Raw genomic sequence first — 21,114 nt, 5'->3', positions numbered from 1 at the left:
GATTAAAATAAATGAATATAATTATTTCTAATTCATCACAGGAGCCCATATATAGTCAAATTGTAACTCAAATTAAGCAATATATTTTAAAGGGTGAATTAGAGGAAGCGGAGACACTTCCGTCAATTAGGAACTTAGCAAAGGAGTTGCAAATTAGTGTTATCACTACTAAAAGAGCTTATGACGAGCTAGAGAGAGAAGGCTTTATAGTAACAGTTCCAGGTAAAGGAAGCTATGTTTCAGCTCAAAACAAGGAGCTGCTTAGGGAAAGCAGGATAAAGATTGTGGAAGAAAAGCTAATGGAAGCTGTTAATGCGGCACAAAGTATAAACTTAACATTACAAGAGCTTCAGGAAATGCTTAAACTTTTTTACGAGGAGGTATAGGAAGTGAATTCGATTCTAGAAGTTAAAAATCTAAATAAGTCTTTTAAGGACTTTTCTTTGAAAAATGTAAGTTTTTCTCTACCGAGAGGATTTATAATGGGATTTATAGGACCTAACGGTGCTGGCAAAAGCACTACTATTAAGTTAATAATGAATTTATTAAAAAAGGATAGCGGTGAAATTAAAGTCTTTGGATTAGATAATATTAAAAATGAAAAAGAAATCAAAAATAAGATAGGTTTTGTATACGATGAAAATTATTTTTATGAAGAACTGACTATAAGCGAAATGAAAAATGTCATTGCTCCACTATATAAATTTTGGGATAAAGACGCTTTTGATAAGCATATAAAAAATTTTGAACTTTCTCCTAAAAAGAAAATAAAGGATTTGTCCAAAGGAATGAAAATGAAGTTTTCCTTGGCAGTTGCTCTTTCACATGGAGCAGAGCTTCTCATAATGGATGAACCAACATCAGGCTTGGACCCGCTAGTAAGAGGTGAACTTTTGGATATATTATCCTTTTTAATACAGGATGAAAACAAAGGAGTCTTTTTCTCAACTCATATAACATCGGACTTAGATAAAACTGCTGATTATATCACTTTACTTCATAATGGAGAGGTTTTATTTTCTACTGCTAAGGATGAACTTTTAGATAGTTATACTATTATAAAGGGGGATAAAAAACTTCTAAATGAAGCTGTTAAACAGAATTTTATCGGTATTAAAGAAAACAGCTTTGGCTTTGAAGGTTTATTGAGAGACAGGAATAGTATTAAAACTCTATTTAAAGATAATGTAATTGTTGAAAAACCAACACTAGAGGATATTATGTTGTATTCTACAAGGAGGAGTTTAAATGATTAATTTAATTATAAAAGATATTTTAGTGCAAAAAAAGACTATATTAATTTCTTTAGTGTATACTATATTTTTTATATTTACTTTTCAAGGTATGGGAAATGTAGGCTTTGTTGGATCAGTAGTAGCGATAGTTTACCTATTACTTAATACTTCCTTGGCATATGATGATAAAAATAAGTCTGAGATTATGCTAAATAGTTTACCTATAAAAAGAGAGGATATAGTTACTGCAAAATATGTTTCGGTGCTTTTATACTTAACTATTGGGATAGGTTTTTATTTTATATCAATTTTATTGATTAAATTAACTATGCTGCCTATTCAACTTAACACTGTTACAACTGTGGATATTATTAGTAGTATGGTTTCTGTAATATTATTAAGTAGTATTAATTTACCTTTGTTTTTTAAATTAGGTTATATTAAATCTAAAATGTTTAGTTTCATTTTGTTTTTCCTATTTTTCTTCGGAGCAGCGTCGCTAGCTGGATACCTAAAGAATAATAAAATTATTGGGACATCAGGGTTACTATTAGATTTTTTATATAATGGGTCAGATATTCAAATATTACTCTTTTTTATTGTAATTGTATTTATACTAGCTTTAGTTTCTTACGGAGTATCTATTATTCTTTATAAGAATAGAGAATTTTAGCCTGAATGAGAAAGTTTAAAAGATGTTGATATAGCTTAGAAACAGGTATACAATTTTAAATAGAAAAAAAGAAAATAGGGAAATGGGGATAGTATAAATGTTGAAGCTTATAAACCTTTCCACATATGATTATGATCTTGAGAAATTTAATTTTGATAGTAAGCAAATAACGGACTTTTTAGAAAAGCATAAGATGGATGGTGTTGAACTTTTAAATCCAGTTACCTGGGAAGAAAGTATTCTTCCTAAAAAAATAGTTAGAGGAGTACACTTAAAGTATTACCCTACATGGTTGGATTTCTGGAATGGTAATAAAAAGGAGCTTTTAAACCAATTTAAAACAAAGGATATGGTTAAACAGTACTATTTAGGTAATAGCAGGGAAGTTATGATACATCACTATAGGAAAGAAATTGAAACTGCCACTAAAGTTGGTGCAGAGTATGTGGTATTTCACGTAGCTCATGTAGAAACTGAACATACTTATGACTACAAATTTACATATTCAGATAATGAGGTGGTACATGCAAGTATTGACTTAATAAATGAGGTGTTTAATGGTATAAACACAAATGTAAAACTTTTGTTTGAAAATATGTGGTGGCCTGGATTTACTATGCTTGACAAAAAAATTGCACTTGAATTGTTAGACAAAGTTCAATATAAAAATAAAGGTTTTATGCTTGATACATCACATCTAATGAATACAAATTTGTATCTTAAAGATGAAAAAGAAGCAGTGGAATATATAATAAACTCTGTAAGGAATCTTGGAGAGTTAAAAAAATTAATAAATGGTATACATCTTAGTTGTTCATTGTCAGGAGACTATGTAAGGTATCAGATAGAGAAAAGTGAGAAAAAAGATAAAGAATTTTCTTTAAACCCAATAAGTGATGAATTATTTATGCATGTTTTTAGAATAGATCCCCATAGACCTTTCACTGATAAATATGTAAAGAAACTTATTGAATTTATAAATCCTCAGTATCTTGTATATGAACTTATAGCAAATTCTATGGAACAACTTGAAGAATATATAGAAACTCAAGATAAAACCTGGAATCTTTAAAAAGAGCTTAAACAACTATTAAAAGGTTAAGAAAGATAAAGCAAAAAATCAATCCATGTGGTAAGGTATGGATTGATTTTTCTTTTTATCCATGTTCACAATAATGTTAGTTAACACAGCGCTTATCTTTAAGTTATTGCTAAAACTTAGTGATTTTATTAGTTTATTTTTTATCCCAGAGTCTAACTAATCTCTCTTTAATTTTAGATTCGAATCCGTTAGATGTTGGATTATAATACACAACGTCCTTATGAGAATCAGGTAAGTACTGCTGTTTAATAAATCCACCATAAGAGTGGGGATATAAATAATCAGTTCCATGTCCTAATTTTTCTGCACCTTTATAATGAGAGTCTCTTAAATAAGAAGGTATTCCAGAATCTCTTCGATCTCTTACGTCAGTAAGTGCTGAGTCAATGGCAATGCAGGAAGCGTTTGATTTTGGTGCTGATGCAACATATATTGCAGCCTGTGATAGTACATATCTACATTCAGGCATGCCAATCATATGGGCAGCATTCATAGCGCTTACAGCTAATACTAATGCCATTGGGTCTGCATTTCCTACATCTTCTGAAGCCTGTATAACAATTCTCCTTGCTATAAATACTGGGTCTTCACCAGCATCCAGCATTTTTCCAAGATAGTATACTGCTGCATCTGGAGAACTGCCCCGAAGGGATTTTATGAAAGCACTGATAGTATCGTAGTGAGATGTACCCCCTTTATCGTACAGTGTCATTTTTCTCTGAATGCATTCTTTTGCATCTTCAACAGTTACAAAAATTTTATCTTCTTTTCTTGATGAGGTTCTAACTGCCATATCTAAAGCATTTAAGGCCTTTCTTATATCGCCATTACTATGTACAGCAAAATAATCAAACACTTCAGGTTCCACTTCTATTTTAAGATAGCCAAAGCCTTCTGGACTTTCAATGGCATTTTTCAATGCTTTTTTAACATCATCCTCGGAAAGACTGTTTAACTGAAAGATCATAGAACGAGAAAGAAGTGCATTATTAACTTCAAAATAGGGATTTTCTGTAGTGGCACCTATCAATATAATGATACCTTTTTCAACTGCATTTAAAACACTATCCTGTTGAGCTTTATTAAATCTATGTATCTCATCAATAAATAATATTGTTCTTTTAGAATAAAACTTTAAGTTATCCTCGGCTTCCTTTATAACTTTCTTTACATCTGCTGTACCAGAATTTACAGCACTTAATTCATAAAAATTTGCCTTTGTTGTATTAGCTATAATTCTTGCTAATGTGGTCTTACCTACGCCAGGTGGCCCATAAAAAATTGCTGAAGAAATATTATCTGTAACTATTGCTCTATACAGCATCTTACCTTTACCTAAAATATGATTTTGACCTATATATTCATCTAAAGTCCTTGGTCTCATTCTTTCAGCCAAGGGCTTTAATCCTTTATTGTTTTTTTCGTTAGCAATATCAAATAAATCCATAATCTCACCATCCTTTTAAAAAGTATTTTATATTATTATACTTCAAAATTGATGGTTTTTAATAATAAAATCAATATTCAAGTATTTATGTGCACATGTTCACTTGTCTGAAGCTGATATTCCAATGCTAACTTTATTTTTAACAGACTATTAATATCTTAATTGCTTTATCTGTTCAACTTATTGTTTATGAATTATAATAAGTGTAACGACTAACCTTCAGCTTATAAGTATTATATAAGCAGCTAGCATATAAAAAACAGTTTAAAGACTGATAACTATTAAAGATGGAGGTAATATCCATGGATAACGAAGAAAAAATCTTAAAGACACTTTCTATAAATCCTAATTATATTAAATCAGTGGAAAATCCTACAGAAGAGATGCAGCTGATGGCAGTTAGGGCAAATGGAATACTTTTAAATTACATAAAAAACCCCACTGAAAAGGTACAATGGGAGGCTTTAAAATATAATAAATGGGCTATAGAATACATCAAAGATCCTTCGGAGGAAATGTGCCTATTCGTAGTAGGACAGGCATGGAATACATTGAAATTTATTAAAAATCCAGGAAAATCGGTTATTATAAAGGCTCTAGAACAAAAGGGATGGGCAATTCAATTTTATGAAAACCCTCCAGAAGAGTTGCAACTCATGGCTGTGGAAAAAGATTGGGATGCTATCAGGTATATTAAAAATCCTACGGAAAAGGTTAAAAAACTTGCAGTAAAAAAAGAGTGGAATAGTATAAAATATATTAAAAATCCATCAGTGGAGCTTCAAAGAATATCAGTGATTCAGAATGAAGAAGCAATAAGATACATTGATAATGTTACAGAAGAAAGCTGGCAGTTTTTCATTAGAGATAACGTAAGGGCATTAAAATATTACAACGGACAAGTACCTCGGGAAAAGGTTCTTGAAATTTTAAAAGAAAGATTAAGCAGTGACGATGTAGACAGAAACTATATAATAGACTTTATAAAAGAAGAAAGTTTAGATATTGATAAGGTCAAGTTTATTCATCACTATGGAAGCAAAGTTGCAAAGGTAATACTTGTAGACTATAAGCTTTCTATATAGCTTAAGTGCTTGAAACAAGAAAAACTATTTATAAAGCTATAAGAGTAATCCCATAGAATTGGTTTCAAAACGATTCTATGGGATTTTAGACTGTTATTATATTTTTTAATAAATAATGGAACTTTTGAACAAAGTGATGTAAAATATTAATTAATAAGAATTATTACTTGGAAAGAAGGTTTGAATATGAACTTTATAGATACATTACTTACAGCAGACTTAGTTATAAAAAGTGGAGCAGTACCGCTATTAATTGGAGAAAGTGGTATAGGTAAAACTGCACTAGCTAAAACGTTAGCTGAGAAAGAAGCCTATTATCTAGTTACAATAGATGGAAATATGCTCAAAGAAGGGGAAATAGGAGGACTACCTACTGTAGAAGATTATACTGTGAATATGGGTGGAAAAGAGGTAATAAAAAAGAGAACAGTTTATGCTGTTCATACAAAGCTTCAAGAGATTGATGATATTATATCTAAAAATCCTGATGAAGAGGTTCTTCTTTTCATAGATGAAATAAATAGATGTGAGCATAGTGTACAGCAAGAGCTTATGAATATAATTTTAAATAGAGAGATAAATGGGTATAGACTTCACCAAAATGTTAAGGTCATAGCAGCTATGAATCCTTCAAGTAAATATGATGATTTTGCCGGTACAGATTATGGCGTAATAGACATGGACCGGGCGCAGGAGGATCGCTTTGTATGGATTGAGTTAGAGGCAGATACAAAATCATGGTTGCAGTGGGGAATGGAAAGAAACCACATAAAAGGAGAGAAAAACATTCATGAGCATGTATTAGAATTTATAGCTAATTTTCCAGAATTTCTTCATACGCCTAACTCTCAGGAGATGATAAAGGCAACACCAAGGAGCTGGGAAAGGGTATCTAATTCTTATAAAGTATATTTAAAAAATCAAAATGAAATACCGTCTAGAATATTCTACAATGTAGTAAGGGGCAACGTAGGGGGAAGTATTGCGCAGGATTTTATAAACTTTATAGAAAATAATAAAAACCCCTTAATAAGACCTGAAGATCTATTTAGAAATGATGAATTGACCGATGATCTTAGGGAGAAAGTAAAGGACGAAAGCCACTCTAGACTTTATCTTTCTGCTAAAAATGCATTAATTTATTTGGCGGAGGAAAAGCATAGTGAGTTTGAAATTAGGTTATTTACAGATTTTCTACAGCTTTACCCTACTGATTTAAGAATGGCTATAATGCAAGAAATCAAGTGGAATTATGAGGACAATCTTTATAAGGAGTTCTTGAATGAAGAAGTTTTTATAGAAAGTTATTTTTCTATGTATGAGAAGCTTTAAAAAGGAAAAGGTAGAAAGAGTTCTGAGAGCCGAAAATAGAGGATTGGTGTAAAGTAGGTCTATTTATGGTTATTGGAGATATTTCTAATTATTTAGAAGGGGGGAGTATATATGGAAACAAGTAATAGCTTTGAACAATTAAGAAAAAGGCTTTATGCAGAGGTGCTGCAATGGCAGGGCGATAAGGATATAACGGAAGAATTTGAAAAGGATTTTTCAAGACTTATAGAATTATGTACCTTCTCAATGATGGGAAGTGAGGATAATTATTTCGCGCTATTTACTATGCAAATGAAACGAGAAGTTAAATTAGATATAGAAACAGCAGTAGGAAGTATAGCAGCTTTATCTCACTATAAAATATACTTCAATCCCTACATTTTTTTACAGTGCTCTATAGAGGAAATGAAGGCACTACTGAAGCATGAGGTTTATCACATTATGTATAATCACTTTAAAAGAGCTGAACATATTAAAGGTAAATACAGCAGCTTGGCTATAAGTAGAGCTATGGATGTTTCTATAAATCAATATATAAGGAATTTACCACCTTGGTCTGATAAGCTGCATAATGTGAGTTTAACTTACAATATTGATTTAAAACCTAATCTAACAATGGAGGAATATGCAAAGGAGATTCAAGAAGGAATAGATAAGCTGAAAGGTAAGGAGGGAAAAGAAGTTATAAAAGATAAAGGCGATGATGAAGAGTTTCAGATCAAAAAGGAACATAATCCGGAGCGGGCTCACCAATTGTGGGAGGAAAATGAATACTGCCTTAATTTTGAACAAATAAAAGAGCTTACTAAAAAGATTGCCAGTAATGCGGCTAAAGGAAAAGTACCTGGAGAATTTAGAGAGATTTTAGAGAGATTAAATCAGAGGCCAGAAATATCTTGGAAGGATTATTTAAGGAGAAACATAGGGAAATTACCTTCTGGATATAAGAAAACTATTACCAGAAAAGATAGAAGACAGCCGAATAGGCTAGATATAAGAGGAAGGTTATCGAGAAAAGTTACTGAAATAGTTGTAGCTATTGACATAAGTGGAAGTATTTCCGATAGGGAGATAGAGCAAATAGTAATTGAGGTATTGGAGATTGTAAAAAATAGCAATTCTGAAATAACAATTATAGAGTGCGATAATAGGGTTAGAAGAGTCTATAGAGCTAAAGATAAAAAGGATATTAGATCTAAATTAGATACAAGGGGAGGAACTGCCTTTTCGCCGGTATTTGAATATATAAAGAGAAAATCCATGAGAGACTGTTTCATAATTTATTTTACCGATGGTGTAGGTGAAGAAGTATTAAGCTGTACTCCTATAAATAGAAATATTTTATGGGTGCTTACAGGGAAAGGTGAAAAACTTTCACTAAGAAATCCCTATGGACCAGTGAAAAAACTATCCTCAATAGAAGTAAAATCTGCAGATCCAACCTACGCTAAAGACACAATGAAAGAAATACTGATGGACTGGGCAAAGTAGAATATTTTGTTAACTTTATTGTTGACAATTTTACTCGGGTTTGCTATTATAAAGTTGAAAGCATAGTAAAACGCTCAACATTAAAGGAGGTGGTTAGGTGAAGCTATCAACTAAAGGAAGATACGGTGTAAAAGCTATGGTTGATTTGGCTATTCATTATGGAGAAGAACCATCATCCATAAAAAGTATATCGGAAAGACAACATATTTCGGAATATTATCTAGAGCAGCTATTTTCTCCTCTTAGGAAGGCGAACCTAATTAAGAGTATTAGGGGTGCTCAGGGAGGTTATATATTAAGTAGAGAGCCTAGAGACATAACTGTAGCGGATATAATGGAGGTCCTTGAAGGACCTATAGAAATATCAGAATGCATAGATGGGGATAGTGAGAAATCCTGCAGTAATATAGATTGCTGTGCTACAAGATTATTATGGTCTAGGATAAAAGAAAGTATGGACAGTGTTATGGAGTCCACCACATTACAAGATATGGTAGATGATTATAATAAAATGAAATACAATAGAGCGAAAGGGGATAATGTCAATGAATAAAAAGGTTTATATGGATTACTCAGCTACTACTTATACAAAACCAGAGGTTTTAGAGGAAATGCTTCCGTTTTTTACAGAGCATTTTGGAAATCCATCATCATTGTATTCCATGTCAGACGTTCCTAGAAAGGCAGTGAATACAGCTAGAGAAAGAGTAGCTAAGGCTATAAATGCTGAGAAAGAGGAGATATTCTTTACAGCTGGTGGTTCTGAAAGCGATAACTGGATATTAAAGGGTATAGCTTTTGCTAATAAAAATAAAGGAAATCATATAATAACTACTAAAATAGAGCATCATGCAATATTACATGCATGTAAGTTTCTTGAAAAGAACGGATTTGAAGTAACTTATCTTCCTGTAGACGAATATGGAATAATAAGCTTAGAAGACTTGAAAAATGCTATTACTGATAAAACAATACTTGTTTCAATAATGTTTGCAAACAATGAAATAGGAGCAATTCAACCTATAGCGGAAATAGGTAAGCTTTGTAGAGAAAAGAAGGTTTATTTCCATACAGATGCGGTGCAGGCTATAGGACACGTAAAGATAGATGTAAAGGAAATGAATATAGATGCATTATCAATGGCAGGTCATAAGTTCTATGGACCTAAAGGTGTAGGTGCAATGTATTTAAGAAAAGGTGTGAAAATAGAAAACTTAATCCACGGTGGTGGTCAAGAAAAAGGTAAAAGAGCATCAACAGAAAATGTTCCTGGAATCGTAGGTATGGGAAAGGCTATTGAATTAGCTACAGAAGAGCTAGAAACAGAAGCTGCTAGATTAAGAGGTTTAAGAGATAAGCTTTTAAATGGTCTTGTTGAAAAAGTACCTTATGTTAAAATTAATGGTCCTATAGGCGACAACAGAATGCCAGGAAACGTAAATGTAAGCTTTATAGGAATAGAGGGAGAAACTTTATTACTTGATTTAAATGATGAAGGAATATATGCTTCTACAGGAAGTGCCTGTGCATCAGGTTCTTTAGATCCTTCACATGTTCTTTTATCCATAGGATTATCCCATGGAGTAGCACATGGATCATTAAGACTAAGTCTTGGATCTGGAACTACAGAAGAGCAGGTAGACTACGCTCTAGAAGTAATTCCAAGAATAGTTGCCAGAAGAAGAGAGATGTCACCATTCTGGGAAGATTTTATAAAAGAAGAAAATGCTAAAAAGGAAGGTAGGTAGTTAATATGTATAGCGATAAGGTTATGGAACACTTTAGAAATCCTAGAAACGTTGGAGAGTTAGAAGATGCCAATGGTATAGGGGAAGTGGGCAATCCTCAATGTGGAGATATAATGAAGATTTATATAAAAGTAGAAGATAATATAATAAAGGACGTAAAGTTTAAAACTTTCGGATGTGGTTCAGCAATAGCTTCCTCAAGTATGGCTACAGAACTTATAAAAGGAAAAACTGTAGAAGAAGCTTGGAGTCTAAGTAATAAAGCGGTGGCAGAGGCTCTAGATGGACTTCCACCAGTAAAAATGCACTGTTCAGTACTTGCAGAAGAAGCTATTCATAAAGCTATAAATAACTATAGAGAATCACAAGGATTAGAACCTTGGGAAATGAAAAATCATTCAGATCATATTCATGACCATGTTCATGGACACTAAGAATAATATAAGAATATAAAACCTTACAAAAAATATAACTTCATTTAGAAGTTATATTTTTTTGTTTAACTGGCAAAACTATTAATTATTAAGTTTCAATTCTTAACATTTTATAATTTTGGCGGTGGTAAGTTGTATAGAAGTAAGGACTTTACTCTTATGGATGTTGTAGATATTAGTGGAAAAAGATTAGGTTATATTAAAGACTTGCTAGTAGATTTTAATAGAAAAAAAGTTATAGGTTTTAATTTAGCTTCAAGCAGTTTATTCAAGAAAAACCTAAACATAATGATGAATAACATAGTGGGGTACAATTCTACTATGGTTGTCACGGAGGCTACTAAGGGGGTATTTCTCCAGTTTAATGATATAAGAGGAATGGATATCCGAGATAGAAAGGGTAATATAGTAGGCATGATAGAAGACGTTTTATTTGACGAAAATAACTTTTCTATAAGAGGAGTAGTAATATCTACCGGATTTATAAATAACTTTATCCTTGGGAAGAAAATTATTTTAATTAATAACTTAATACTAGGAGAAAATACTTTGCTTTTTAATGGTAAAAAAGACAACTTGAATTTTTCAACTGTACCACACAAATTATTTATGGAAGAGGATAATAATGAAAAAGATAAAAAGATTAACAGTATATAAATACTTAATAGTTTTTATCATTGTAATTATACTGGCGTTCTTATCATTAAAAAGTGTGGTTATAAGAGAAATAATTAATTTATTGCTTGTCTCTTTTGTTATATCTTATACTTTAAAGCCTCTACAAAAGGTAATGGAACAAAGGAGAATAGGTAGAAGAACTGCAGCTTTAATGTTAATATGCGGATTAATATTGTTATTAGTTGCCATATTTACTCTCTTAATACCTTCTATATTTAAAGAAAGCCTAAATATAAATGATACAGTAGTTAATATTCAGAAATTTATAGATGGAATATATTCTAAGCTTAAACCAATAAGTATTAATAAAACAATGTATACTGCAATGGATAATCTATATGGAAAGATAAATAATCACATAATATCAGTATTTACCAGAATATTTGATGCTGTTTTAAATATAGGGGAAAATATAGTTATGATAGCGGTTATTCCTATAATATCGTACTATTTCCTATCTGATGGGGAGTATATTTCTAGTAGATTATTAAATTTTCTCCCTGTTAGAAGTAGAGATATGGTGAAAAAAGTTACATCAGATATTGATAAGATACTGGGAAGATATATTGTTAGTCAGTTGTTTTTATGTGGATTAATTGGTGTAGCAACTTTTATAATACTATTATTTTTGAAGGTGGATTTTCCAGTTATTTTATCTATATTGAACGCTTTTTTCAATATAGTGCCGTACTTTGGGCCAATATTTGGAGCAGTTCCAGCTATATTTATTGCTTTAATCGATTCTCCTGAAAAAGCTCTATGGACTGCTCTGTGGCTGTACATATTGCAACAGATAGAAGGAAATATACTATCACCTAAGATTACTGGAGATACTGTTAGTATGCATCCTCTTATTGTTATATTACTTTTAATTATAGGGGGAGAGACTGCAGGGTTCGTAGGGATGATATTGGCTGTACCTATAGGGGTCATTATAAAAGTAATCTATGAGGATTTGAACTACTATTTGTTTTGATTAAATGTTGACAGATATAACATTTTTCTTTATAATTTGTAGCATAATTAGATAGTAAGGCAATGATTGGAAGGAGTAAATATATCTTTATATTTAGAGAGGAAGTGGAAGGTGAGAACTTCTTATAAAGTATGTTGAAGCAGTCCATGAGTCATGATTTTTAAAGAGACACAGTACTAAAGTATATGAAAAGAACTCTTATTAATGTTCTATAGATGGTAGGGTTTTTGGTTTGAAAAACAGCTGTGTAACTAGGGTGGTACCACGGAATGAGCTTTCGTCCCTTACTGGGATGGAAGTTTTTTTGTTAAAAATAAATTAAGATAAAATAAATTAAGATAAAGGAGAGATGAACTTTGGAAAAGTTAGGTTTAAATCAATTAAGAGAAATGTACTTAAGTTTTTTTGAAGGTAAGGGACATTTAAGATTACCAAGTTATCCACTAATACCGAAAGATGATAAAAGCTTACTGCTTATAAACGCAGGTATGGCACCTTTAAAGCCTTATTTTACTGGTCTACAGGTTCCTCCTAGTACGAGGGTTACTACATCTCAAAAGTGTATAAGAACTGGAGATATAGAAAATGTAGGAAAGACTTCAAGACACGGCACTTTCTTTGAGATGCTTGGAAACTTTTCTTTTGGAGATTACTTTAAGGAAGAAATTATTCCTTGGGCATGGGAATTCTCTACAGAAGTTTTAAAGCTACCAAAGGATAGACTCTACGTAACTATTTATCTTGAAGATGATGAGTCTTATGAGATATGGACTAGAAAAACAGACATAGATCCTTCAAGAATTTTTAGATTAGGAAAAGATGATAATTTCTGGGAGCTTGGAGTAGGACCTTGCGGACCTTGTTCGGAAATTCATTTTGATAAGGGTGAAGGCAAAATAAATTCTGCAGAAGAATTTGTTAAGGCTGCCGACGAAGATAGGGTAATGGAATTCTGGAATCTTGTATTTACACAATTTGATAAGGATGAAGAAGGAAATTACAATAGACTGGCAAAACCTAACATAGATACAGGAATGGGGTTAGAAAGAATAGCTAGTCTAATGCAGGGAGTAGACAGCATTTTCGAGGTTGATACTATAAAGTCTATATTAGACCAAATCAGCAAAAATTGCGGAATACAGTATGGAAAAGATGAAAAAAGCGATATTTCTATGAGAGTAATAACTGATCATATTAGAAGCGTTACCTTTATGACTAGTGATGGCATATTACCTTCTAATGAGGGAAGAGGATATGTACTTAGAAGACTATTAAGAAGGGCTGCAAAGCATGGAAAGTCTCTAGGAATAAGTGAGCCTTTCTTATATAAACTTACCGATGTTGTTATAGAAAGTTCCAGCGGAAACTATCCTGAACTTGAGGAAAAAAGAGAGTATATAAAGAAAGTTATTAAACTAGAGGAAGAGAGATTTGATGAGACTATAGATAGTGGAATGCAGATCTTAAATGAATATATAGAAGAACTTCAAAATAGCAGTGCATTTGTATTATCAGGAGAAAGAGTATTTAAACTTTATGATACTTACGGTTTCCCATTAGAGCTTACCCAGGAAATTCTTGAGGAAAAAGGGATGACAGTGGACATAGAAGGTTTTGATAAAGAAATGCAAAGCCAAAGAGAAAGAGCAAGAGCTGCTAGAGAAGAAACAAATTATATGGGGGCAGAGGATACTATACTTAATAAAATTCCTTTAGAGATAGAAACTGTTTTTGAAGGCTACGAAACTCTATCTACTATATCAAAGGTAAGAGTTATAGTTAAAGATGAGAAATTTGTTACTTCTGCTGAAGAGGGAGATAAAATAGTAATAGTTACAGATAATACTCCTTTCTATGCAGAAATGGGAGGCCAGGTAGGAGATAAAGGAGTAATATTCAATAGTTCCTTCAAAGCTGAGATACTAGACTGTAAAAAGAATGTAGCAGGAAAAGTGTTGCATTTTGCAAAGGTTCTATCAGGTATTATAAAAGTAGATGAGGATGCTACGTTAAGCGTAGATGAAGAGAGAAGAAATAATATAAGAAGAAATCATACCGCAACTCATCTTCTTAATGAAACCCTAAGAAAGGTTTTAGGAGAGCATGTTCATCAATCAGGTTCCTATGTTGATGATGAAAGATTAAGATTTGATTTTAATCATTTTGAAGCTGCAACAGGTGAAGAACTTAAAAAGATAGAAAAGATAGTTAACGATAGTATAATGAAGGTTTTAATGGTTAAAACTGATGTTATGAGTATAGAGCAGGCTAAAGAAAGTGGGGCTATTGCATTATTTGATGACAAGTATAAAGATGAGGTAAGAGTTGTTTCTGTAGGTGATTTTAGTAAAGAATTATGTGGTGGAACTCATGTAAGAAACTCTGGTGAAATAGGATTGTTTAAAATAGTTTCAGAGGCAGGTGTAGCTGCTGGTGTAAGAAGAATAGAAGCTGTTACTGGAGCGAAAGCTATTGCTTATGTAGAAGCTAAAAATGAGCTTTTAAAAGAAATCGCTAGCAAGCTAAAGTGCTCTGAAAAGGAAATAATTCATAAACTTGAGCTACAAGGGGCAGAATTAAAGGAAAGAGAAAAAGAGATTACTGAATTAAAATCTAAGCTAGCAGGAAACGCTGAAGATGACATATTAAACAGTGTAAGAGAAATAAAAGGTGTAAAACTATTTACAGGGGTGCTAAAGGACATTGACGGTGATGCCCTAAGGGATTTAGCAGACAAGATTAGAAGCAAAGGTGAAGATTGTGTAGTTCTTTTAGGAAGCACAGTAGAAGAAAAAGTTCAATTTGTAGCTATGGCATCTAAAGGAGCTATAGAAAAAGGAGCACACTGCGGAAAGCTAATAAAGGAAGTAGCATCCATTGCTGGCGGCGGCGGTGGTGGAAGACCAGACATGGCCCAAGCAGGAGGTAAATTGCCTGAAAAACTAGAAGAAGCGGTGGCTAGCTCTTCAGCTGTTATGGAAAAACTAGTTAAATAGTATACTTTTTATTAAATATGTTCTATAATATATTTAACTAGAATTATTAGAGGGGTGAGATAAATGAGTAACGATAATACTATTCAGTTTGATATTTCTAAAAGCAAAAAGGATTTAACAAAGGAAATATTAACAGAAGTTTATAACTCCCTTATAGAAAAAGGGTATAATCCAGTTAATCAATTGGTAGGATATTTGATATCTGGAGACCCTACATATATAACAAATTATAATGGAGCTAGAGCTTTGGTAAGGAAGCTTGAAAGAGATGAAATATTAGAGGAAGTTTTAAAGGCATACTTAGATATAAAATAAAAGTGCCCTTAGGGGCATTTTTATTTTAAATTTGAACATAATAAACAGGAGAGAATAAATGAGAATACTAGGCTTGGATATTGGTGATAAAACAATAGGTGTTGCAGTAAGTGATTTGCTTGGATTTACAGCACAGGGGGTAACTACCATAAAAAGAATAGGAAAAGAAAAAGATATACAAGAATTAAAGAAAATATGTGAAGAATATAAGGTAGAAACTATTGTTGCTGGACTTCCAAAGAATATGAACGGAACTTTAGGACCACAGAGTGAGAAGGTATTAAAATTCTGTGAAGTAATTGAAGAAAGAATTGGATTACCTATAAAAATGTGGGATGAAAGGTTAACAACAGTAGCAGCCCATAGAGCTATGCTTGAAGCAGATTTATCTCGTGCGAAGAGAAAGAAGATAGTTGATAAGATGGCCGCTATGTATATATTGCAGGGATACTTGGACAGTATTAGTAGTAAATAGACTATGTATTTTCATATGGTTAATAGTTCAAATACTAAGAGCTTATAATTAAGGTGTTTAATTTGATAATATAAATTTAAGAGGTGAAATATATGGATAATGATGTAAGCAGCATAGTTTTAAACGACGAAGATGGAAATGAAGTAGAATTTGATGTAATAACTAAACTAGATATAGAAGAAAAAGAGTATGTAGTTGTAGTGCCGAAGGATGAAGAAGAAACAGATGAGGCAATAGTACTTAGAATTGATAAGGACAATGAAGGAAACGATATATTAGTTACAGTAGAAGATGATGATGAGTTTGCAATAGTAGCAGAGGCCTATGAGACATTATTTGGGGATGATGGTGAACTTGATTAATATTCTATTATAAAAGCTATGTATATCACATAGCTTTTCATATTATCAATAGACTTTCAATTGACAATTAATACAATAAGTATTAAACTAAAATTTGAAAATGACGAAAAAAAATAATGGTGGAAACGAGGTAGTCCAATGTCAAAGCTTTCGCCGGAAGATATAGAAAGATTTAAAGGTAATCTAAAAGAAAAAGGATACAAACTTACGCCTCAAAGACGGGCGATAGTAGATGTGATAATAAGAAATGAGGGAAGTCACCTCACAACAGAAGAATTATATGACCTGGTAAAAAGAGAATGTCCAGAAATAGGGCTTGCTACAGTTTATAGAACAGTGCAATTATTGGAGGCCTTAGGCGTTATTTGTAAATTGGATTTGAATGATGGATGTAGTAGGTATGAATTAATTCATGAAGAGGAAAATCATCAGCATCATCATCTAGTATGTACTAACTGTGGAAAAGTAATTGAAGTTCAAGATGATTTATTAGAAGTACTAGAAAATGAAATTGAGGGGAAATATAATTTCAAGATAAAAAATCATAGTGTTAAATTTTATGGAATATGCAATGAATGTACAAAAAATTATAATAAATAAATTTGCAAAAATTAAAAAAAACGAATAAGGAGGGGAGAATTTTTGCGTAGGGAAAAAGATAAAGTGAGAATTATTCCACTAGGTGGACTAAATGAAATAGGAAAAAATCTCACTGCGATAGAATACAAAAATGATATAGTAGTGATAGATTGTGGACTTAAGTTCCCAGATGAGGAGATGCTTGGTATAGACATAGTAATACCGGATATAAGCTATCTTGAAAAGAATATAGAAAAAGTAAAGGGAATATTTTTAACTCATGGTCATGAGGATCATATTGGAGCGTTACCATATATATTAAAAGAGATGAATGTTCCAGTATATGGTACTAAGCTGACTTTAGGTATCCTTCAGACAAAGTTAAAGGAACATAATCTTTTAAGTGTAGTAGAATTAAACTGTATAAAACCAAGAGATATAGTTAAGCTGGAAAATGTCTCTGTAGAATTTATAAGACAGAGTCACAGCATAGCTGATTCAGTAGCAATTGCTATACATACACCAATTGGGGTTATTCTCCATACAGGAGATTTTAAAATTGACTACACACCAATCGATGGATGTGTTGCAGACCTAGGTAGATTTGCAGAGTTAGGCAAAAAAGGTGTAGCAGTTATGCTTGCTGATAGTACAAATGTAGAGAGACCAGGCTATACGATGTCAGAAAGCATTGTAGGTGAAACTTTTGAAGAGTTTTTCAACAGTGCGAAAGGGAGAATAATTGTAGCTACCTTTGCTTCTAACATTCATAGAATACAACAGATAATTGCGGCAGCAGAAAAGCACGATAGAAAAGTTGCTGTTTCTGGAAGAAGCATGGAAAATATAATGGAAGTAGCTAAGGAACTAGGGTATATTCATGCAGAGAAAGACGTGTTTATTAATATAGACAGCATAAATAAATACCCAGATAACAGAATAGTTATAATTACCACTGGCAGTCAAGGGGAGGCGATGTCAGCGCTTTCAAGAATGGCTGCGTCAGAACATAAAAAGGTAAATATTGCTCCAGGAGATATGATAATAATATCAGCTACACCTATACCGGGAAATGAAAAACTAATTACTAGAGTTATAAATCAATTGTTTAAAAAAGGTGCAGAAGTAATATATGAAGCTCTAGCTGATGTACACGTTTCAGGTCATGCTTGCCAGGAAGAATTAAAACTTATGCATACCCTTGTAAAGCCTAAGTTTTTCATACCAGTACATGGTGAATACAGACATTTAAAGCAGCATGCAGAATTGGCAATTAAGTTAGGACTTTCGCCAAATAATGTTGTTATTGCAGATAATGGAGAAGTAATAGAGATAACAAGAGATTCTATAAGAAAGAATGGAACTGTTGTATCTGGTCAGGTATTTGTTGATGGACTTGGCGTTGGAGATGTTGGAAATATAGTTTTAAGAGATAGAAAACACCTCTCACAGGATGGAATACTTACTGTGGTAGTTACTATAGAAAAGGAAACAGGAAGTGTAATAGCAGGTCCGGATATTATATCAAGAGGATTTGTATATGTAAGAGAATCAGAAGATTTAATGGAAGAAGCAAGGGAATTGGTTAGAGAAGCTCTAAGAGAGTGCGAAGAGAAGCATATAACTGAATGGGCTAGTATAAAATCTAACATAAAGGAAGCTCTTAGAATGTTCCTGTATGAAAGAACAAAGAGAAAACCAATGATACTTCCGATTATTATGGAAATATAGGAATTAGAGTAAAATTAAGAATAAATGTAGGCCTTTATCTATCCATATAGAAACCTACATTTATTCTCAATTAGTAAAAAGAGGGGGTACTGGTAATGAATATATATGATAAAACTCATGAATTTGCTAAAGAGTTAAGAAATGTACCTGAAATCGTTCAGCTAAGAGAGTTAAGTAAAAAAATTGAAACTGATGAAACAAACAAAAAAATGTTAAGTGATTTTAGAAGAGTACAATTTGAAGCTTATTCAGAGCAAGTAGAAAAAGGAAGTATATCTGATTCTGTAAAAGAAAAGCTTAATAATATAGGTTCAGTCATATCCATGAATCCAACGTTATCAGAGTATCTTCAGGCAGAGCAGAGATTTAGTGTTGTATGGGATGATATACTAAAGATACTAAATGATGCCATAGGAATTGATTTTGGTTTTGCTACAGAGAAATAATTCTACAAAAGTTGACTTTTTACGTCTATAATACTAAAATAGATAAGTAAGACTAAATCCAATTGGATACGTAACAGTATCCAATTTTTTTGAGTATTTTATTTAAAGAATAAGAACAAGTTTTGATATAACATCAGTTTTTACAAATATAAATTTGTGTCTTAAACAAAATTGGAGGAATAATAATGGAATTATTTACAAGAAATGATATAAGAAATGTGGCTATAATAGCCCACGTTGACCACGGTAAGACTACTTTAGTTGATGCGTTACTTAGACAAAGCCGTGTATTCAGAGAAAATGAAAAAGTTGATGAAAGAGTAATGGACTCAAATGATCTTGAAAAAGAGAGAGGAATAACTATTCTTTCAAAAAATACTGCAGTTATGCATGATGGAGTAAAAATAAACATAGTTGATACACCTGGACACGCTGATTTTGGTGGCGAAGTTGAACGTGTACTTAAAATGGTGGATAGTGTTTTACTAGTTGTAGACGCTTATGAAGGTCCTATGCCTCAGACTAAGTTTGTTCTAAAGAAAGCATTAGAGTTAAATTTAAATCCAATAGTAGTTATAAACAAAATAGACAGACCAGACGAGAGAGCAGCAGATGTTTTAGATGAGGTTTTTGATCTATTTGTAGAACTTGGTGCTAATGATAACCAGTTAGATTTTAAAGTAGTTTATTGTTCAGCAAGAGCTGGTTTTGCAAAGAAAGAACTAGAAGATGAATCTGATAATATGGAACCTTTATTTGATACTATTGTGAAAAATGTTCCAGCACCACAAGGTCATTTAGATATGCCTCTTCAAATGTTAGTTACAACTATAGATTATAATGAATACGTTGGTAAAATAGGAATAGGAAAAATTGAAAGAGGAAGCATTAAGAAGAATCAACAGGTAGCCTTAGTAAGAAAAGATGGAAAAGTTGATAATGTTAAAGTATCAAGTCTTTATGTATATAATGGTCTAAAGAAAGAAGAGACTGATGAAGCTAAACTTGGAGATATAATAGCTGTAGCTGGTATTCCAGATATAAATATAGGTGAAACTATAGCAGATGTTAATGAGCCTGAAGCACTTCCATTTGTAGAAATAGATGAACCAACATTAAGTATGAACTTTATGGTTAATGATTCACCTTTTGCTGGTCAAGATGGAGACTATGTTACATCAAGACATCTTAGAGATAGATTGATGAAGGAATTAGAAACAAATGTATCTTTAAGAGTTGAAGAAACTGAGTCTGCAGATTGCTTTAAGGTAAGTGGTAGAGGAGAACTTCATCTTTCTGTTCTAATTGAGACAATGAGAAGAGAGGGATATGAATTCCAAGTTTCTAAACCTTCTGTAATATTTAAAGAAGAAAATGGAAAAAAACTAGAGCCTATAGAATATTTAACTATAGATGTTCCAGAAGAGTTTATGGGACCGGTTATGGAAAAGTTAGGACCTAGAAAAGCAGAAATGGTAAACATGACATCAGCAGTTAACGGATATACAAGATTAGAGTTCAAGGTTCCTGCAAGAGGACTTATAGGATTTAGAAATGAATTTATGACTGACACTAAGGGAAATGGTATAATGAATCATGTTCTTCATGGTTATGAAGAATATAGAGGAGAAATTCCAGAAAGAACTAGAGGTTCCCTTGTAGTATTTGAAACAGGAACATCAATTACTTATGGATTATTCAATGCACAAGAGAGAGGAACATTATTTATACCGGCAGGTATAGATGTTTATCAGGGAATGATAGCTGGAGAATGTTCTAGAGCAGAAGATATTGATGTTAATGTATGTAAGAAGAAACAGTTGTCAAATACAAGATCTTCAGGATCAGATGAAGCTCTAAAACTAGTTCCAGTAACTCAAATGTCCTTAGAGCAAAGTCTTGAGTTTATAGCATCAGATGAACTTGTAGAGGTAACTCCTAAGAATATAAGAATGAGAAAGAAGCTATTAAATCCAGAGATGAGAAAAAGAGCTCAAAGGAAAAAATAA

General features: G+C 32.3%; 21 protein-coding genes and 1 other annotated feature. Of the genes, 20 read left to right on the top strand and 1 reads right to left on the bottom strand.

The window, feature by feature from the left end; genetic code table 11:
* Positions 1-11: 11 nt before the first annotated feature.
* From N4T77_RS10020 to N4T77_RS10005, 4 genes are all read left to right on the top strand, one after another.
* Positions 12-386, top strand: coding sequence for a GntR family transcriptional regulator (locus N4T77_RS10020; protein WP_261671649.1), 375 nt, complete (start codon positions 12-14; stop codon positions 384-386).
* A gap of 3 nt (positions 387-389) precedes the next feature.
* Positions 390-1,256 (top strand): ABC transporter ATP-binding protein, encoded by an 867-nt coding sequence (locus tag N4T77_RS10015; protein ID WP_261671648.1) that lies wholly within the window; start codon positions 390-392, stop codon positions 1,254-1,256.
* Positions 1,249-1,908 carry an ABC-2 transporter permease gene (locus tag N4T77_RS10010; RefSeq protein WP_261671647.1) on the top strand — a complete coding sequence of 220 codons (660 nt, stop codon included), beginning with the start codon at positions 1,249-1,251 and terminating at the stop codon, positions 1,906-1,908. The genes N4T77_RS10015 and N4T77_RS10010 overlap by 8 nt, the downstream gene beginning before the upstream one ends.
* Before the next feature lie 97 nt (positions 1,909-2,005).
* Positions 2,006-2,980 (top strand): TIM barrel protein, encoded by a 975-nt coding sequence (locus N4T77_RS10005; RefSeq protein ID WP_261671646.1) that lies wholly within the window; start codon positions 2,006-2,008, stop codon positions 2,978-2,980.
* Positions 2,981-3,143: 163 nt separating this feature from the next.
* Here N4T77_RS10005 and N4T77_RS10000 read toward each other — a convergent pair whose 3' ends face one another.
* Positions 3,144-4,457 carry a replication-associated recombination protein A gene (locus tag N4T77_RS10000; protein WP_261671645.1) on the bottom strand — a complete coding sequence of 438 codons (1,314 nt, stop codon included), beginning with the start codon at positions 4,455-4,457 and terminating at the stop codon, positions 3,144-3,146.
* Between the two features lie 302 nt (positions 4,458-4,759).
* Here N4T77_RS10000 and N4T77_RS09995 point away from each other — a divergent pair, with 302 nt between their 5' ends.
* The 16 genes from N4T77_RS09995 to typA all read left to right on the top strand — a co-directional run bounded on the left by N4T77_RS09995 (position 4,760) and on the right by typA (position 21,114).
* Positions 4,760-5,542, top strand: a complete 783-nt coding sequence (locus N4T77_RS09995; protein ID WP_261671644.1) for a hypothetical protein — start codon at positions 4,760-4,762, stop codon at positions 5,540-5,542.
* Positions 5,543-5,728: 186 nt separating this feature from the next.
* A complete protein-coding gene (locus N4T77_RS09990) occupies positions 5,729-6,874 on the top strand; it encodes an AAA family ATPase (protein WP_261671643.1) in 1,146 nt (381 codons plus the stop codon).
* A 111-nt stretch (positions 6,875-6,985) separates the two neighbouring features.
* Positions 6,986-8,365: a VWA-like domain-containing protein gene (locus N4T77_RS09985; protein WP_261671642.1), complete on the top strand. Its 1,380-nt coding sequence runs from the start codon at positions 6,986-6,988 to the stop codon at positions 8,363-8,365.
* A 97-nt stretch (positions 8,366-8,462) separates the two neighbouring features.
* Positions 8,463-8,918, top strand: a complete 456-nt coding sequence (locus N4T77_RS09980; RefSeq protein ID WP_261671641.1) for an Rrf2 family transcriptional regulator — start codon at positions 8,463-8,465, stop codon at positions 8,916-8,918.
* A complete protein-coding gene (nifS, locus tag N4T77_RS09975; protein WP_261671640.1) occupies positions 8,911-10,113 on the top strand; it encodes a cysteine desulfurase NifS in 1,203 nt (400 codons plus the stop codon). The genes N4T77_RS09980 and nifS overlap by 8 nt, the downstream gene beginning before the upstream one ends.
* Positions 10,114-10,118: 5 nt before the next feature.
* Positions 10,119-10,547: a Fe-S cluster assembly scaffold protein NifU gene (gene nifU / locus N4T77_RS09970; protein WP_261671639.1), complete on the top strand. Its 429-nt coding sequence runs from the start codon at positions 10,119-10,121 to the stop codon at positions 10,545-10,547.
* A gap of 132 nt (positions 10,548-10,679) precedes the next feature.
* Entirely contained in the window at positions 10,680-11,204 is a 525-nt protein-coding gene (locus tag N4T77_RS09965; protein WP_261671638.1) for a PRC-barrel domain-containing protein, read from the top strand.
* Entirely contained in the window at positions 11,173-12,201 is a 1,029-nt protein-coding gene (locus N4T77_RS09960) for an AI-2E family transporter (protein ID WP_261671637.1), read from the top strand. The genes N4T77_RS09965 and N4T77_RS09960 overlap by 32 nt, the downstream gene beginning before the upstream one ends.
* A gap of 53 nt (positions 12,202-12,254) precedes the next feature.
* Positions 12,255-12,489: a binding site (T-box leader), on the top strand.
* Positions 12,490-12,557: 68 nt separating this feature from the next.
* Positions 12,558-15,197 carry an alanine--tRNA ligase gene (gene alaS / locus N4T77_RS09955; protein ID WP_261671636.1) on the top strand — a complete coding sequence of 880 codons (2,640 nt, stop codon included), beginning with the start codon at positions 12,558-12,560 and terminating at the stop codon, positions 15,195-15,197.
* 63 nt (positions 15,198-15,260) lie between these two features.
* Entirely contained in the window at positions 15,261-15,512 is a 252-nt protein-coding gene (locus N4T77_RS09950) for an IreB family regulatory phosphoprotein (RefSeq protein ID WP_261671635.1), read from the top strand.
* Between the two features lie 58 nt (positions 15,513-15,570).
* A complete protein-coding gene (gene ruvX, locus N4T77_RS09945) occupies positions 15,571-15,987 on the top strand; it encodes a Holliday junction resolvase RuvX (RefSeq protein WP_261671634.1) in 417 nt (138 codons plus the stop codon).
* A gap of 92 nt (positions 15,988-16,079) precedes the next feature.
* Positions 16,080-16,349 (top strand): DUF1292 domain-containing protein, encoded by a 270-nt coding sequence (locus N4T77_RS09940; RefSeq protein ID WP_261671633.1) that lies wholly within the window; start codon positions 16,080-16,082, stop codon positions 16,347-16,349.
* 138 nt (positions 16,350-16,487) lie between these two features.
* Entirely contained in the window at positions 16,488-16,949 is a 462-nt protein-coding gene (locus N4T77_RS09935) for a Fur family transcriptional regulator (RefSeq protein ID WP_261671632.1), read from the top strand.
* Between the two features lie 42 nt (positions 16,950-16,991).
* Entirely contained in the window at positions 16,992-18,659 is a 1,668-nt protein-coding gene (locus N4T77_RS09930) for a ribonuclease J (RefSeq protein ID WP_261671631.1), read from the top strand.
* 95 nt (positions 18,660-18,754) lie between these two features.
* Complete coding sequence (locus tag N4T77_RS09925; protein ID WP_261671630.1) at positions 18,755-19,105, top strand: YlbF family regulator; 351 nt, start codon at positions 18,755-18,757, stop codon at positions 19,103-19,105.
* A gap of 185 nt (positions 19,106-19,290) precedes the next feature.
* Positions 19,291-21,114 carry a translational GTPase TypA gene (typA, locus tag N4T77_RS09920; protein WP_261671629.1) on the top strand — a complete coding sequence of 608 codons (1,824 nt, stop codon included), beginning with the start codon at positions 19,291-19,293 and terminating at the stop codon, positions 21,112-21,114.

This window comes from Clostridium sp. CX1 (assembly GCF_025398335.1).
Taxonomy (GTDB): Bacteria; Bacillota; Clostridia; order Clostridiales; family Clostridiaceae; genus Clostridium_AM; species Clostridium_AM tanneri.
This window is presented reverse-complemented; position numbering and strand designations above follow the sequence as displayed.

Coding starts and splice junctions, on each gene's coding strand:
- N4T77_RS10020 (WP_261671649.1), top strand. CDS start 12: ATGAATATAATTATTTCTAATTCATCACAGGAGCCCATATATAGTCAA.
- N4T77_RS10010 (WP_261671647.1), top strand. CDS start 1,249: ATGATTAATTTAATTATAAAAGATATTTTAGTGCAAAAAAAGACTATA.
- N4T77_RS10005 (WP_261671646.1), top strand. CDS start 2,006: ATGTTGAAGCTTATAAACCTTTCCACATATGATTATGATCTTGAGAAA.
- N4T77_RS10000 (WP_261671645.1), bottom strand. CDS start 4,457: ATGGATTTATTTGATATTGCTAACGAAAAAAACAATAAAGGATTAAAG.
- N4T77_RS09995 (WP_261671644.1), top strand. CDS start 4,760: ATGGATAACGAAGAAAAAATCTTAAAGACACTTTCTATAAATCCTAAT.
- N4T77_RS09990 (WP_261671643.1), top strand. CDS start 5,729: ATGAACTTTATAGATACATTACTTACAGCAGACTTAGTTATAAAAAGT.
- N4T77_RS09985 (WP_261671642.1), top strand. CDS start 6,986: ATGGAAACAAGTAATAGCTTTGAACAATTAAGAAAAAGGCTTTATGCA.
- nifS (WP_261671640.1), top strand. CDS start 8,911: ATGAATAAAAAGGTTTATATGGATTACTCAGCTACTACTTATACAAAA.
- nifU (WP_261671639.1), top strand. CDS start 10,119: ATGTATAGCGATAAGGTTATGGAACACTTTAGAAATCCTAGAAACGTT.
- N4T77_RS09960 (WP_261671637.1), top strand. CDS start 11,173: ATGAAAAAGATAAAAAGATTAACAGTATATAAATACTTAATAGTTTTT.
- N4T77_RS09950 (WP_261671635.1), top strand. CDS start 15,261: ATGAGTAACGATAATACTATTCAGTTTGATATTTCTAAAAGCAAAAAG.
- ruvX (WP_261671634.1), top strand. CDS start 15,571: ATGAGAATACTAGGCTTGGATATTGGTGATAAAACAATAGGTGTTGCA.
- N4T77_RS09940 (WP_261671633.1), top strand. CDS start 16,080: ATGGATAATGATGTAAGCAGCATAGTTTTAAACGACGAAGATGGAAAT.
- N4T77_RS09935 (WP_261671632.1), top strand. CDS start 16,488: ATGTCAAAGCTTTCGCCGGAAGATATAGAAAGATTTAAAGGTAATCTA.
- N4T77_RS09925 (WP_261671630.1), top strand. CDS start 18,755: ATGAATATATATGATAAAACTCATGAATTTGCTAAAGAGTTAAGAAAT.
- typA (WP_261671629.1), top strand. CDS start 19,291: ATGGAATTATTTACAAGAAATGATATAAGAAATGTGGCTATAATAGCC.